At 62.3% G+C, this 13385-nt stretch carries 12 protein-coding genes; 4 read left to right on the forward strand and 8 right to left on the reverse strand.

Going from position 1 to position 13385, the window contains the following annotated elements; translation table 11 throughout:
• Window positions 1-53 precede the first annotated feature (53 nt).
• Window positions 54-227 carry a hypothetical protein gene (locus ACLI1T_RS07710; protein ID WP_284771399.1) on the forward strand — a complete coding sequence of 58 codons (174 nt, stop codon included), beginning with the start codon at window positions 54-56 and terminating at the stop codon, window positions 225-227.
• Between the two features lie 49 nt (window positions 228-276).
• Here the strand turns inward: ACLI1T_RS07710 and ACLI1T_RS07715 are convergent, their stop codons facing one another.
• Together ACLI1T_RS07715 and dnaE are read right to left on the reverse strand one after the other, a co-directional pair.
• Window positions 277-1467, reverse strand: coding sequence for a cobalamin-independent methionine synthase II family protein (locus ACLI1T_RS07715; protein ID WP_411702342.1), 1191 nt, complete (start codon window positions 1465-1467; stop codon window positions 277-279).
• A gap of 72 nt (window positions 1468-1539) precedes the next feature.
• Window positions 1540-5112, reverse strand: coding sequence for a DNA polymerase III subunit alpha (gene dnaE, locus ACLI1T_RS07720; protein WP_411702343.1), 3573 nt, complete (start codon window positions 5110-5112; stop codon window positions 1540-1542).
• 45 nt (window positions 5113-5157) lie between these two features.
• Here dnaE and rarD point away from each other — a divergent pair, with 45 nt between their 5' ends.
• Window positions 5158-6033 (forward strand): EamA family transporter RarD, encoded by an 876-nt coding sequence (gene rarD / locus ACLI1T_RS07725; protein WP_411703306.1) that lies wholly within the window; start codon window positions 5158-5160, stop codon window positions 6031-6033.
• Window positions 6034-6291: 258 nt separating this feature from the next.
• Here rarD and ACLI1T_RS07730 read toward each other — a convergent pair whose 3' ends face one another.
• From ACLI1T_RS07730 to lspA, 4 genes are all read right to left on the reverse strand, one after another.
• Entirely contained in the window at window positions 6292-7314 is a 1023-nt protein-coding gene (locus ACLI1T_RS07730; protein ID WP_411702344.1) for an HNH endonuclease signature motif containing protein, read from the reverse strand.
• 61 nt (window positions 7315-7375) lie between these two features.
• A complete protein-coding gene (locus ACLI1T_RS07735) occupies window positions 7376-7915 on the reverse strand; it encodes a hypothetical protein (protein WP_349852691.1) in 540 nt (179 codons plus the stop codon).
• On the reverse strand, window positions 7912-8838 hold the full coding sequence (locus tag ACLI1T_RS07740; RefSeq protein ID WP_411702345.1) for an RluA family pseudouridine synthase: 927 nt from the start codon (window positions 8836-8838) through the stop codon (window positions 7912-7914). The genes ACLI1T_RS07735 and ACLI1T_RS07740 overlap by 4 nt, the downstream gene beginning before the upstream one ends.
• Window positions 8831-9331, reverse strand: coding sequence for a signal peptidase II (lspA, locus tag ACLI1T_RS07745; RefSeq protein ID WP_349852690.1), 501 nt, complete (start codon window positions 9329-9331; stop codon window positions 8831-8833). The genes ACLI1T_RS07740 and lspA overlap by 8 nt, the downstream gene beginning before the upstream one ends.
• Before the next feature lie 32 nt (window positions 9332-9363).
• Between lspA and ACLI1T_RS07750 the strand changes: the two genes are divergently transcribed.
• Window positions 9364-10308, forward strand: a complete 945-nt coding sequence (locus ACLI1T_RS07750; protein WP_023023025.1) for a hypothetical protein — start codon at window positions 9364-9366, stop codon at window positions 10306-10308.
• Window positions 10309-10310: 2 nt separating this feature from the next.
• On the opposite strand, the gene ACLI1T_RS07755 is transcribed toward ACLI1T_RS07750, so the two are convergent.
• Window positions 10311-10946 carry a hypothetical protein gene (locus ACLI1T_RS07755; RefSeq protein ID WP_284771391.1) on the reverse strand — a complete coding sequence of 212 codons (636 nt, stop codon included), beginning with the start codon at window positions 10944-10946 and terminating at the stop codon, window positions 10311-10313.
• A gap of 107 nt (window positions 10947-11053) precedes the next feature.
• Here ACLI1T_RS07755 and ACLI1T_RS07760 point away from each other — a divergent pair, with 107 nt between their 5' ends.
• Window positions 11054-11968, forward strand: a complete 915-nt coding sequence (locus ACLI1T_RS07760) for an asparaginase (protein WP_349852689.1) — start codon at window positions 11054-11056, stop codon at window positions 11966-11968.
• Here the strand turns inward: ACLI1T_RS07760 and ACLI1T_RS07765 are convergent.
• Complete coding sequence (locus ACLI1T_RS07765) at window positions 11965-13350, reverse strand: DNA polymerase IV (RefSeq protein ID WP_349852688.1); 1386 nt, start codon at window positions 13348-13350, stop codon at window positions 11965-11967. The two genes, ACLI1T_RS07760 and ACLI1T_RS07765, sit on opposite strands and share 4 nt — an antisense overlap.
• Between the last annotated feature and the right edge of the window lie 35 nt (window positions 13351-13385).

Raw genomic sequence — 13385 nt, forward strand, 5'->3', positions numbered from 1 at the left:
GCACCGTTACCTACATCAGCAATAGTGGACATAACCACAAGAAAGGACAAACTATGCTTAAGCGCATCTTGCTCTGCGTTACCTCCTCGCACGCCCGCATTGTGGATAGCGTGCTGGAGCACTCCGCGCCCAGATCCACACTGCAGCTGCCCCTCATCGGTTCCCTTGAATGCAGAGTATTGGAACCGACGACGAATGCTCTCAAGCAGCTGGGCGTGCGCTTCTAAACCCTCAATAATTTAGCCGCTCCGGAGTTCCGGAGCGGCTTTGTACGTTTTAGAAGAGTTCGCGGGAAGCGATATCAGCGCCCTCCACTAGGGATTGCAGCTTCGCCCATGCAATCTGGGGGTGTAGGCGGCCGCCCAGGCCGCAGTCGGTCGACGCAATGACGTTTTCTGGGCCGACTACCTCCGCAAACTGGATGATGCGATCGGCCACAAGGCGCGGGTGTTCTACCGCGTTGGTCGAGTGCGAGACCACGCCCGGGTAAATCACGGTGCCTTCCGGCAACGCGTGGTCTTGCCAGACGCGCCACTCGTGCCCGTGGCGTGGCGAAGCGGCCTCGAAGGAGAAACCGCCGACCTTGGCGCGCAGGATTTCTTCGATGATATCTGCAAATGGCACGTCGGTGACGTGCGGGCCGTGCCAGGAGCCCCAGCAGATATGCAGGCGCGTTTGGTCCTTGGGCAGGCCGGCGATGGAATCATTCAGGACGTCGATACGCTCGCGGATAAAACCACGGAAGTCCTCAACCGACGGCTCCGGGTTGATTTGGTCCCAGGCCTCGGCCAGGTCGGGGGCGTCGAATTGCACAGTCAGCCCAGCATCGGTGATGGCCTGGTATTCGGTGCGCATGGCTCGGCCGACGTCGGCAAGCAGCTCATGCTCATCGTCATAGTAGCGGTTGGTCAGTCGTGCGGCCGAGCCAGGCGAAAGGGCGGCGATGAACCCGGGGGTGCCGGCTGGGAGGGCGTCGGCAAGCAGGCGAACATCGGCGGCGACCTCGTCCTGGCCGATGTAGGTTACCGGTCCGGTGAACTCTGGGTTCGCCACCTTGGCGCGGCCGGTGAAGATGCCAGAATCCGGATCATTATAGGCCTCCGAGAACAACGCGCGGTCGCGGCGATCAATAAACGACGTCAGCCGCGGCTCACCCGGCTTGGAGCGGACCACCTCGGCCGATTCCCAGCGGTCGGTATCCGTCATCGTCAGCCCGCCCAGGCGGCTAAACGAATAATTCCACCACGCGCCATAATCCACCGCACCGGAGGTAATGTGGCCGTACTCGCCCTCGCTAATGATGTCGAGGCCAAGGTCGAGCTGCCGCTTGACGACGTCCGCTACCGCAGCCTCCAAAATCCCCTGGAACTCCGCGGCTGGCAGCTCCTCGCGCTTCAGGTTGGCTTCCAACAGCTCCGGGGTGCGCGGCAACGAGCCGACATGAGTGGTGCGAATCTTGTTAACCATCAGGTTTCCTCCATCGATATAGACTGTACTGTCTAGATTAGTGGAGGGTGCCTGCCGCCGCTGAGTTTAAATTCAGCCTAATATGCCCGCACCCATGGTGGCCTTCAGGTCTCCCATGAGGTTGCCGGATCGTTCCACGCGGAGGTGCTCACCGAGGACCATGGTGGTGGATTGGTCGCCCTCGACAAGTTCAAGGTACACATCGGACTCACCGTGGTTTTTGACCAAGACCTGCTTGAGTCGGGCGATATTTTCCATCGTGCACTGGTCCGTGCGCATGGTCAGGCGCAGGGGCAGGCTCGCGCCACCGCCCGGGCCCAGCTCGGGAACGCGAATATCGGAACAAAACAGCGACCGGCGCTCATCGCGCACCTTCACGTTGACGCGCGCCAAGATGATGTTGTCTTCCACAATATGCGGCGCTGCCAGCGAGTAGACCTTATTGAATACCAAGATCTCTACCTGCGCGCCGTTGTGGTCTTCTACCGTGACAATCGCCCACGGGGAACCATCGCGCTTAGAAAAGCGGCGGTCCACACCGGAAATGATGCCGCCGATGATGAGTTCCTGCCCATTGTGCACCTCATCATTTAGGATCTTTGTCAACGGCGTATTGGTCTGTGCAGCCAGGGCCTCTTCGAACCCGTCGAGTGGGTGGCCAGAGACGTAGAGCCCCAGCATCTCTCGCTCTAGCGCCAACTCGTGCTTGCGATCCCATGAATCGTCCGGCACATCAATGGCAAAGGCGCCCTCCGAGGAGGCATCGTCGCCACCGCCAAAGCCGGCAAAGAGGTCGAATTGCCCCTTATCGGCCGCCTTCTTGGTGGTTTGCACTGCATCGACGGCGTCCTCGTGAATAAGCATGAGGCCCTTGCGCGGCTGCTGGAAATCATCAAAGGCACCGGCCTTAATCAGCGCCTCGGTCACGCGTTTGGAACACGCTGCCAAATCGATCTTGTCAAGGTAATCACTAAAGGACGTAAACGCCCCCTTTGCCTTGCGCGAAGCAATGATGGATTCGACGACTTCCGAGCCCACATTGCGGATAGCGCCCATGCCGAAGCGAATATCCTCGCCCACAGCCTGGAAGTCCTCTTCGGATTCATTGACCGAGGGCGGCAAAACGTTAATGCCCAAGTGGCGGCAATCCGACAGGTAGATGGCGGACTTATCCTTCTTATCGCCCACAGAGGTCAACAGCGCTGCCATGTATTCCGGTGCGTAGTAGGCCTTGAGGTAGGCCGTCCAGAACGAGACCAACCCGTAGCCCGCGGCGTGGGACTTGTTAAACGCGTACGACGCGAAGGGCTCGATGGTCCCCCACAGCGCATCCATGGCAGATTTAGAGTAGCCATTTTCTTGCATGCCGCCCCAAAATTTATCGTATTGCTGGGCTAGGACCTCGGGCTTTTTCTTACCCATCGCCTTACGGAAGCCGTCTGCCTCGCCGGCGGTGTAGTTCGCCACCTTCTGCGAGATACGCATGATCTGCTCCTGGTAGACGATGAGACCATACGTCTCATCCAGGATTTCCTTCAGCGGCTCTTCGAGCTCAGGGTGAATCGGGGTAATTTCCTTGCGCCCGTTCTTGCGGTCGGCGTAATCCCAGTGGGCATTCACACCCATCGGGCCGGGGCGGTACAGGGCCAAGGAGGCCACGATGTCTTTGAATCCGGTAGGCTTCATGCGCTTGAGCAGCTCCTGCATACCGCCGGAGTCCAGCTGGAACACGCCCAAGGTATCCCCGCGCGAGAGCAGGTCATAGACCTTGGAGACCTTGGGGTCATCGGCATGCAGCTGCTCGAGTTGCACTTCCTCGCCGCGGTTGCGCTTGATGTTTTCGATGGCATCACCAATAACGGTGAGGTTGCGCAGGCCCAAAAAGTCCATCTTCAGCAGGCCAATGGCCTCGCAGGCGGGGTAATCCCAGCCGGTGATATAGGCGCCATCGGCAGGCCGCTTCCACATCGGGATGTGGTCCATCAACCGCACGGAGGCCATAATCACCGCGCAGGCGTGCACGCCGGCCTGGCGAACGACGCCCTCCAAACCGCGCGCGGTGTCATAAATCTTTTTCACATCCGGGTCGGTTTCCACCATCTGGCGGACCTCGGCGGCCTCGGAATAGCGCTCGTGGTCGGGGTCGGTAATGCCCCGCAGCGGGATATCCTTCGCCATAATCGCCGGTGGCAGCGCACCATTGATGCGGTCAGCCATCTGGAAGCCGGGCTGGCCAAAGTGCACCTTGGCGGAGTCCTTAATGGCCTGCTTGGTTTTCACCGTGCCGAAGGTAATGACCTGGGCTACCTTATCCTCTCCCCAGCGCTCGGCGGCGTAGGTAATCATCTCGCCGCGGCGGCGATCGTCGAAGTCGATATCGATATCGGGGGCGGACGGGCGCTCGGGGTTCAAAAAGCGCTCGAAGAGCAGGTCGTGTTCCAGCGGGTCAATATTGGTAATGGTCAGCGCGTAGGCCACGAGCGCGCCCGCCGCAGAACCACGGCCGGGCCCTACACGGATGCCTACAGAACGCGCATACTTAATAAGCTCCGCCACGATGAGGAAGTAGGAGGGGTAGCCCTTCATCTCAATCACGGAGATCTCGTACTTGGCGCGCTCAATGTAGTCCTCCGGCACCTCGCGCCCGGGGAACCGCCGCTGCAGCCCCTCCATCACCTCGTGGGTCAGCCAGGAAGTGGGCGTGTGGCCCTCAGGGACATCGGCAATGGGCATGCGGTCGTGGGTGTGTTCCTCCCACACCTCGCTGTAGTCCTGCACGCGCTCGGCAATCCACAGGGTGTTGTCGCAGCCATCCGGAATCAGGTCGTCCCAGGTCTCGCGCATCTGCGCGGCGGACTTGATGTAGTAGCCGGTACCGCCGAACTTGAAGCGGTCCGGGTCCATGAACGTCTTACCGGTCTGCACGCACAGCATGGCCTCGTGCGCCGGCGCCTGGGACTCCAACACGTAGTGGCAGTCATTGGTCACCAGCGGCGGCAGGTCCAGCTTGCGGCCGATTTCGAGCAGCCCATCGCGCGTGCGCTTTTCGATGTCCAGCCCATGGTCCATCAACTCCAAGAAGAAGTTGTCCTTGCCATAGATGTCTTGCCACATCGCCGCGGCCTCGAGGGCCTCGTTGAATTGACCGAGGCGCAGGCGGGTCTGCACATCGCCAGATGGGCAGCCGGTGGTGGCGATGATGCCATCGGCATGCTCGGCGATGAGCTCTGCATCCATGCGCGGCCACTTACCCAGCTGGCCTTCGTAGGAGGCGAGCGAGGACAAGGTGAACAGGTTGCGCAGCCCGGTGGCGTTTTCTGCGATCATCGTCTGGTGCAAATATGCGCCCGAGGCGGAGACATCGTCGCGCTTTTGATCCGGGGTACCCCACAGCACGCGTTTTTTATTAAAGCGCGATTCCGGGGCCATGTAGGCCTCGATGCCGATGATGGGTTTCACCCCGGCGCTGGTCATGCGCTTGTAAAAGGCATCGGATCCATACATATTGCCGTGGTCTGTCATGCCCACGGCGGGCATGTTTTGCTTGACCACCTCATCAGCCAACATATCGACCTTGGCCATGCCGTCCAGCATGGAGAACTCGGTATGGTTATGTAGGTGGACGAAGGAGGAATTTTTGGCCATGCGGTCATCTTAGCGGGGCGGTCAAGATGACGATATTATGCGGTGATGATCTACACTCTCGCCGCATACATCATGTGGGGGTTCTTCCCCGCGTTCTTCCCGCTCCTGCTGCCGGCCACGCCGCTGGAAATCCTCGCCCATCGCGTGTTGTGGACCGCGGTTATCGTCACGGCGTTTTTAATCTGCAGCGGCGGCTGGCGGGAATTGGTGCGCTTGGACAAGCGCACGTGGGGCTGGCTTGCCGCCGGGGGCGTATTCATCACGGTCAATTGGGGGACCTATGTGCTGGCGATTAATACCGATCACGTAGCCGATGCCGCTTTAGGATATTTCATCAATCCCCTGGTATCGGTGGCACTCGGCATGATCTTCTTAAAGGAGCAGCTCCGCCCATGGCAGGCGACCGCAGTCGCCGTGGCGGCAATCGCGGTGCTGTATCTGACCTTCTTTACCGGACAGGCGCCGTATATCTCGCTGTTGTTGGCGGCATCGTTTGGCATTTACGGCCTCATCAAGAAACAGGTGCGGGTATCGGCGGCGGTCTCGGTCGCGGCAGAGTCTTTGGTGGTCTCCCCCGTTGCCATTGCCTATATCGTGTGGATTGAACAGGCAGGCCACGGCACCTTCGTCACGGAAGGCACGCCACACATGCTGCTCTTAATCAGTGCCGGCCTTATTACCGCACTGCCGCTATTGTGCTTTGCCCAGGGCGCGCAGACGCTGCGCTTGTCGACGATCGGCATGCTCCAATACCTCACCCCTATCATGCAGATGCTGTGGGCACTCTTTGTCACCCAAGAGCACTTCTCCACACACCGGTGGATTGGCTTCGGCATCATCGGCGTAGCAGTCAGCATCTACATTGCAGATCTCATCCGCGTTCGCCACAACGCGCCGCGCAAGAGTGCGCGGCGCAGGTAAACCTGCGCGCAGAAATTCGCAGCGCGAAAGACGGTGCGTGAGCCGCGCGCAGTAGTGCACGGCGCGAGAAAACGGCACGCAAAAGTTAGCGGTGTGGAAGAGGGGTGCGCAAAAAGCGCGCGGCAACGGGGCGTTGCGCACAGGAGTGCGCAGCGCGAAAAACGGCACGCAGAAATGCGCGGTGGATGAGCTCGGCGCTTAGGAATTCGCGGGCGGGAAAGTCGCCGCTGAGGGTTGGGCCCGGCTCAACGTTGTGAGCTAACTGGGCCCGGTATCGACGAGGTCCGGCGGTTGCGGCTGCCAGGGTTTAATCCACCGCACGCCGCCGTGCACGCGTTCGAAGCGGCCATTGCGGGGGCGGGCGGCGCGGTCGTCGTCATTGCGGCCGTTGTGATGCGGGCACGCTACGGTGAGGTTCTTGGCATTGGTCCAGCCGCCGCCGGCCCAGCTGAAGATGTGGTGGACTTGGCACTCATCGGCTGGGCGGTGGCACCCGCGCGCCGGGCAGACGGGGTTTTCGGCGGCGGCCATCATAAATTGCTTCCACGTTGCCCCGCGCCGCATGCGGTACAGGTTCACCGGCCCCTCCACGGGGTGGAGAAGAGTGATAAAACCTTCCTCCGCCATTGCGCGCTGGGCCAGCTCGGTACCACTTATCTGCGCGCCGTTGGTCATGGTGACCGTGACGTCTTTATCGCCCTGCGCGATGGCGCTCAACTTATCCAGCGGGATTACCACGTTGGTGCGCACGGTGGAGGTGGAGGCGCCGGAGTGGAAGAGGGCTGCGACATCGGCAAGCGTGCCTGCTTGGTTATGCAGCTCCGCGACGAGGCTGGAGCTACCTGTAATCGTTAGCGTCCATGGTTTGCCCGCGGCGCGGCGGCGCAGCCTCACCCCTGGTTTAGGCTCGCGCGGCGGGCGCAGCGCGCGCACCTTCTTGCGGGCGAGCTTGTCCATCGCCTGGGTATCGGCGGATACCTGGGCAAGTTCAGCGCGCAGGGCCCAGGCGCGGGCTTGGGTGGGCGCGCGGCGGGCGTGCTTTTCGATGACCTCCAACGTCGGCAGCGAATGCCCATTGCGCCGCGCTCCCTCGACCGCCCGGCGCTGGCGGCGCGTGAAACTGGTCGGCCCGAAATAGATCTGAGAGGGGTGGGCTATCGACTCGGCGGCGGCATCCGGCATGCCGGCGGCGGTCAGCTCGGAGGCGGGCATATCAGCGGCCTCGGCGAGGATATCCATCGCCGAGTTTAAAGCCGCAATATATGCCCGAATGTGTTCCATGCCCCCCGATGCTAAGCCTGCACCCCGCACCCCGCGCGGCGAAGCGTTCAGGATGGCAAATTTAGCTGGGTGGGCGCACGGCGAAACTACCCCAGGCGGCATCGGCAGGCGCGGGCTCGACGGCGGCGACGGCGGGGAGGGAGGCGACATCGGCAAGCTGGGTTGCCGTGCCCCACACCACGACGGCGCTCACCGCGCTGGGGCGCTGGCCGTAGGAGGCGCCGATGCGGTCAAACGTATGGTTAATCACCGCAGCGCGATCCTCGCCGGCAACCGGCTCCGGTACCGCAATGGGCGCGGTCGAGCCCATAAGGATGGCATCCATGCGCGGAACGTCAGTCAACGCGGCAGCGACGGCGACAGGCGGTAACTCGGTATCGAAGGTGACCAGCGCATACGTGGCGGCATCCGGATCGATGTCCATGGACTTGACGCGCTCAATATACTCCGCGCGCGATTCCCCGTCCGGGCCCAGCTGATCGCCTTGCACGCGCGTGGATGCCTGCGTGCCCAGCGTGCCAAAAAGCACCAGAGCCACCACGCCCGCCACCAGCACCAGCACCAGTGCCGCTAGGCGGCGCCGCCAATAAAACTTCCTCATCCCTGCAGTCGCTCCAGGGCATGCTGCAGGTCATCGGGATAGGGCGCGCGGGCCTCGAACCACTTCCCGGTGCCGGGGTGGGTAAAGCCTAGCTGCACCGCATGCAGCCACTGGCGCTCCAAGCCCAGGCGGGCAGAAAGCTGCGGATTCGAGCCGTACATGGGATCGCCGACGCAGGGATGCCCGGTGACGGACATGTGGACGCGGATCTGGTGGGTGCGGCCGGTTTCCAAGTGCACCTCGATGAGGCTGGCCTCGCGAAAGGCCTCGATGAGGCGGTAGTGGGTGACCGCGGCCTTGCCATCGTCAAGCACGGCGAATTTCCAGCCCGACTTCGGGTGCCTGCCGATGGGCGCATCGATGGTGCCCTCGATCGGATCGGGCAGGCCCTGGACCACCGCGTGATAGGTCTTTTTCACGGTCCGGTACTTAAATGCCTGCTTGAGCGCCGAATAGGCGCGCCCTGAGGAGGCCACGACCATGACCCCGGAGGTGCCCACGTCTAGGCGGTGGACAATGCCCTGCCGCTCGGTAGGTCCTAGCGAGGCCACGTTATATCCTGCCGCGCGCAGCCCGCCGATGACCGTCGGCCCATCCCAGCCCACGCTTGGGTGCGCGGCGACGCCCACGGGTTTGTGCACGCAGATGATATCGGCGTCGCTATATAAAACGTCCATGCCCTCTACTAGCTCCTCGCGCGGCAGCAGGGGCTTTTCGGGCTCTGGGAGCAGCACCGAGACCACCTGGCCGGACGCTAGGCGCTCGGATTTCCCCAGCTCCTGCGAATCCACGGTGACCCCGCCCTCTGCGCACAGCTGGGCAGTGGCCGAGCGGGAAAGGCCGAGGAGCTTGGCAAGCGCGGCATCGGCACGCATGCCCTCTAGGCCTTCTGGAATGGGAAAACTGCGCAATTGCCTATTCATTTTCCGCCCTCCGTTCCGCTAAAAGCATGGCGCCGATGAAGATGACTACGCCGCAGGTAATGGCCGCATCTGCGATATTAAAGACCGCGAACGAGCCGACCGAGATGTAGTCCACGACGTGCCCAAACCAGAAGCCGGGGTCGCGGAAGATGCGGTCTGCAAAGTTGCCCAATGCCCCACCGGCAATGAGTGCCAGCCCCAGCGCCTGGCCCGTATTGTGGATACGCGGGGCGGCGATGGCGACACCTAAGACGAACGCCAATTGGATGGTGGTAAACAGCCAAGTCGAGCCCTCGCCACCGATGGAAAACGCCGCGCCCGGATTAAATAGCAGGTTAAACCTGAACCAGTCCCCGATGACATAATGCGGCTCGCCCTCCGTCAGGACGGTCAGCATGAGTTGTTTTACGGCTTGATCCACAACCGCCACGGCGATGACCACCGCGGCGATAAGACCTGTCTGACTCCTTCGTTTTTGGCTCACCCACATCATTCTAATCAGGAGCGTCCGGTATTTTGGTAAGCGTGTTTCGAGTCAAAGTTTTTACAACCCTTTCCGCCGTCGCCGTAGCGCTAAGCGCCTGTTCTTATGAGACCCCCGGCCCCGCCGTGGAACAGCCCGTCGGCCTGACTATCGATGCCCCGCGCCTGACCGTCGAAGAGTCCGGAACCGGGGAGAAGAAATTGCTGGAATATCACGACATCGACTCCTCGCAGGAGGTAACCTACCGCGCCACGGAGGGATTTTCGCAGGACTTGCTGAATAAATCCGCCGCTGCCGATTTCCAGGCCGCCGATGTGGATAAGGAGACCACTACCCTGCCGCTTTCGGCTTCCGTGGATAAAGCCACCGAGGACGTCGAGGATCAATTGCCGGCCTCGCGCAACGCGTTTGTCACCGCAGGCGATCCGGAATACTCCGGCGATACCGATATCTCTTCTGCTTCCGGGTTCCAATTTGGCTGGCGCGGTCAAGATAATGGCCAGATGAATTCCCTGCGCTTGGCCGCCCCGCAGGACGCGAGCGATGAGGCGCGCGGCACCGTCGAACAAGCAATCATGAAGCTGACCGCGCTGCCCATCGTTTTCCCAGAGGAAGAGGTGGGCACCGGCGCGACGTGGACGGTGGATTCGCGCGTAACGGGAGAATCCACGCTCTTGCAAACGACCCGCTATACGGTTAAGTCCATCGATGGTGACCGCGTCACGCTATCCGTCGAGGTGGAACAACGCCCTACCCTGGGCGCTTTATCCTTCGAGGGCCAAGCCGAGGGCACGGAGTTGGAGGATAAGGAACTCGACGTGCTGGATTCTTCCACTAATTCCTCGGGCAACGTCACGGTGGATCTGACTAAGCCGCTCCCCGTGGGCGGTGACGTGTCCTTCGATACGAAGGTAACCTACGGCACCGCCGATTCAGACCTGCGCGTCGTGCAATCAAGCCTGACGGAGTTGGCTTTTTCGGAGTAGAGCTACTCGGCGGGGGCCTCTACGGGGGCCTCGGCGGGCGCCTGCTCTGCGCCGGCCGCGGGGGCATCGCCTTGGGCGGGGGCGCCGTCACCCTCATCATCCGAAAAGACACCCGCACCAGCATCCGCACACATCTCCGGTACCTGCTCAGGCGGCACCGTGTTTTGAATCAGCGTGCAGGCCCAAGTCTTCGATAGTTTCCAAGTGTCGTCCTGGTAAATAAATTCCACCTGGTCCGTCGTCTGCTCCTGGCCATCGGCCGTGGTGAAATTCACCGTGGTCAGCACGGATTGCGGGTCATAGCCGGGCAGGACGGGATCCACGACCGCAAACTCCGCGCCGGATTCTTCCTTGGAGCGCGCCATGGTGTCAAAGATCTCTGGGGCGGATTCGCCGCCTTCCACCGTGGCGGTCTTTTCTTCCTGCGATGCCGCCGGATCCGTAGCCTTTGCCAGGATGGCGTTCAGATCAGCGGCGGACGGCAGCGCGGGAGCCGCGGAGTCGCCGTCGGCGGACGCGGATTCGCTGGATTCACTGTTCTTGGTGGTGTCTTCTTGCTCGTCATCAGAAGAGCAGGCGGACAGGGCGGCCGCCGCGCTCAATGCGAGGCACGCGGCACCAAATTTGCGGAATTTCACTTCTCACTCCTCACGTCTGGGATATAAACTCCCATCAGTTTACATTTGCCCCAGCTTTTCTGGTCCGCGCCTGCCGCCTCGGCGCGTCTTCTTTTATTCTGGGATGCATGACTCATCTTGCCCTCATCGCCACCGGCGGCACAATTGCCTGCACCACGGTGCGGGATGGTTCCCTCGTTCCCACCGTTACCGGCGCGCAGCTCGCGGCCGGTATCGACGCCGAGGTGGTGGAATTTCGCCAGCTCGATTCCTCTTCTATTACGCTCGCTGACCTCGATGAGCTCATTGCTGTGGTCAACGAGCAGACGGCCCGCTCGGATATTGACGGCGTCATCATCACCCATGGCACCGATTCGATGGAAGAGACGGCGATGGCGCTGGAGATTTTTTGCGCCGGTGATACGCCCATCGTGCTCACCGGCGCGCAGCGCTCCTACGATCACCCGCGCCCAGATGGCCCGCGCAATCTCCGCGATGCGCGCGAGCTCGCCCTCAGCGGACAGCCCGGCGTCTTCATCTGTTTTGGCGGCATGACCATCCCGGCGCGCGGGGCCCGCAAGCAACACACCTTCGACCTGCGCGCTTTCGAGTCCCTGCGGATACCGGACGCCACCCCGCGGCTGCGGCCGCGCCCCTTGGCGCCTCACCCAGTAGAAATCATCCCTGCCTACCCCGGCGCGGGGCGCGCGCTTGTCGATGCCGCCCGCGCTTCCGCCGCCGGCCTCGTCGTCGAGGCCATGGGCGCGGGCAATATGAGTGGGGACATGGGCCGCGCGGTTGCCGATGCCCTCCGCGACGGCCTCCCCGTCGTCATTTCCACCCGCACCCCGTACGGGGTAACCGGGTTGTCCTATGGCGGCGACGGCGGCGGGGCGAACCTGCATAGCTTGGGCGCGATCAACGCGCGGGCCTTCCGCCCCAGCCAGGCGCGCATCTTGCTGGCCGCGGCGCTGGCCACCGGCACGGCCCCTGCCAAGGTATTCCGGCAGAACCCTGACCCCAAGCGCTACGTTGCGATCTAGTCTTGGGTTTCCAGCCAGTCCTGCCAGTCTAAGGAATCGAGCGGATCGGCCGGCACCAAATCTGGGTCACTGGCGGCAAAGGATTTCGTGCGGCCGGGTCCGGTGGCGCGGGTTTCAAAACGCACGCTGACCACCCCGTGCCCGGTGCCTTGGATCCAACCGTGGCCGAATTCCGGGTGGTAGACGTCTTGGGTGGCGTGCCATTGATCCTCCACATCGTCTTCGACCACCACGGTGGTCGGCGCCGGTGGCGGGGAGTCATCGCTCACGCCCGTTTCATAGTCACTATCCGGCAGCACGGGCCGCACGATTTCGCGGTCGAGCTCCGGAAATAGCACGTCTTGGCGCGCGGCTTCCAGCCCGGAATAGCTCACCCCCACCAAGCGGATGGGGCCCAATTCATCCGGGTAGCGCGCCAGCTTGAAGGCGGCTGCCGTCAATACCTCCAGGTCATCGGTGGCATAGGCCAGGGTGGTCGAGCGCGATTCGATATGGAAGTCTGCCATCCGCAGCTTTACCGTCACCGTGCGCGCCCCGCGGCCATCTTTAAGCAGGCGGCGGTGCGCGCCCTCGGCCGCGCGGGTAATTGCCGCATCGACATCGGCAACCGTGAGCAGGTCCTTGGGATAGGTGTGCTCCGTGGAAATCTGTTTGGAAATAGCGCGCGGGGCCACCTCCCTATCGTCGATGCCCTGCGCCAGCTGCCACAGCTGCACGCCGACGACGCTGCCGATGGAGATTTCCACCTCCTTTTGGGTCATGGCGGCCAGCGCGCCGATGGTCTCCACCCCGATGCCCTTGAGTTTGGCCTCCGTGACCGGACCCACGCCCCACAGCTTTCCCACCGCGAGCGGATGCAGCATCTCCAGCTGCTTTTCCGCCGGGATGACATAGGTGCCATCTGGCTTGGCTTCACCGGAGCCGATCTTGGCAAATTGCTTGCCGGAGCCCGCGCCAATGGAACACGGCAGGCCTGTTTCCTCACGGATGAGCGCGCGCAGGCCATCCGCCCACTGTTGCACCTCGTCCGCCGTCGCACCCACCAATGCCTCTGGCTCCATAAAGGCCTCATCGATGGATAGCTGCTCGATCACCTCCACGTGCTGGGAGATGATCTCAAATACCCGGCGCGAGGCCGCCGAATACACCGCCCGGCGCGGGCTGACCACCACCGCGCGCAGGCCCACCAACTGCTGGGCGCGATACATCGGCATCGCCGAGTGCGCGCCGTATTCGCGAGCCTCATAGGACGCGCCGGCGACGACCCCGCGGCCGCCGACCCCACCGACGAGCACCGGCCGGCCTTGCAAAGTCGGTCGGGTCAATTGCTCGACGGAGGCAAAAAACGCATCCATATCGATGTGTAAGACCCAACGCTGCATGCCTTCCAGTCTAAGACACTCTAACCCCAGAATTG

It is taken from the genome of Corynebacterium tuingiense (assembly GCF_046718165.1).
Classification (GTDB): domain Bacteria; phylum Actinomycetota; class Actinomycetes; order Mycobacteriales; family Mycobacteriaceae; genus Corynebacterium.

What these genes read in the sequence shown, in the direction of transcription:
- ACLI1T_RS07710 (WP_284771399.1), top strand. Translation starts at nt 54, where the DNA reads ATGCTTAAGCGCATCTTGCTCTGCGTTACCTCCTCGCACGCCCGCATT.
- ACLI1T_RS07715 (WP_411702342.1), bottom strand. Translation starts at nt 1,467, where the DNA reads ATGGTTAACAAGATTCGCACCACTCATGTCGGCTCGTTGCCGCGCACC.
- dnaE (WP_411702343.1), bottom strand. Translation starts at nt 5,112, where the DNA reads ATGGCCAAAAATTCCTCCTTCGTCCACCTACATAACCATACCGAGTTC.
- rarD (WP_411703306.1), top strand. Translation starts at nt 5,158, where the DNA reads ATGATCTACACTCTCGCCGCATACATCATGTGGGGGTTCTTCCCCGCG.
- ACLI1T_RS07730 (WP_411702344.1), bottom strand. Translation starts at nt 7,314, where the DNA reads ATGGAACACATTCGGGCATATATTGCGGCTTTAAACTCGGCGATGGAT.
- ACLI1T_RS07735 (WP_349852691.1), bottom strand. Translation starts at nt 7,915, where the DNA reads ATGAGGAAGTTTTATTGGCGGCGCCGCCTAGCGGCACTGGTGCTGGTG.
- ACLI1T_RS07740 (WP_411702345.1), bottom strand. Translation starts at nt 8,838, where the DNA reads ATGAATAGGCAATTGCGCAGTTTTCCCATTCCAGAAGGCCTAGAGGGC.
- lspA (WP_349852690.1), bottom strand. Translation starts at nt 9,331, where the DNA reads ATGATGTGGGTGAGCCAAAAACGAAGGAGTCAGACAGGTCTTATCGCC.
- ACLI1T_RS07760 (WP_349852689.1), top strand. Translation starts at nt 11,054, where the DNA reads ATGACTCATCTTGCCCTCATCGCCACCGGCGGCACAATTGCCTGCACC.
- ACLI1T_RS07765 (WP_349852688.1), bottom strand. Translation starts at nt 13,350, where the DNA reads ATGCAGCGTTGGGTCTTACACATCGATATGGATGCGTTTTTTGCCTCC.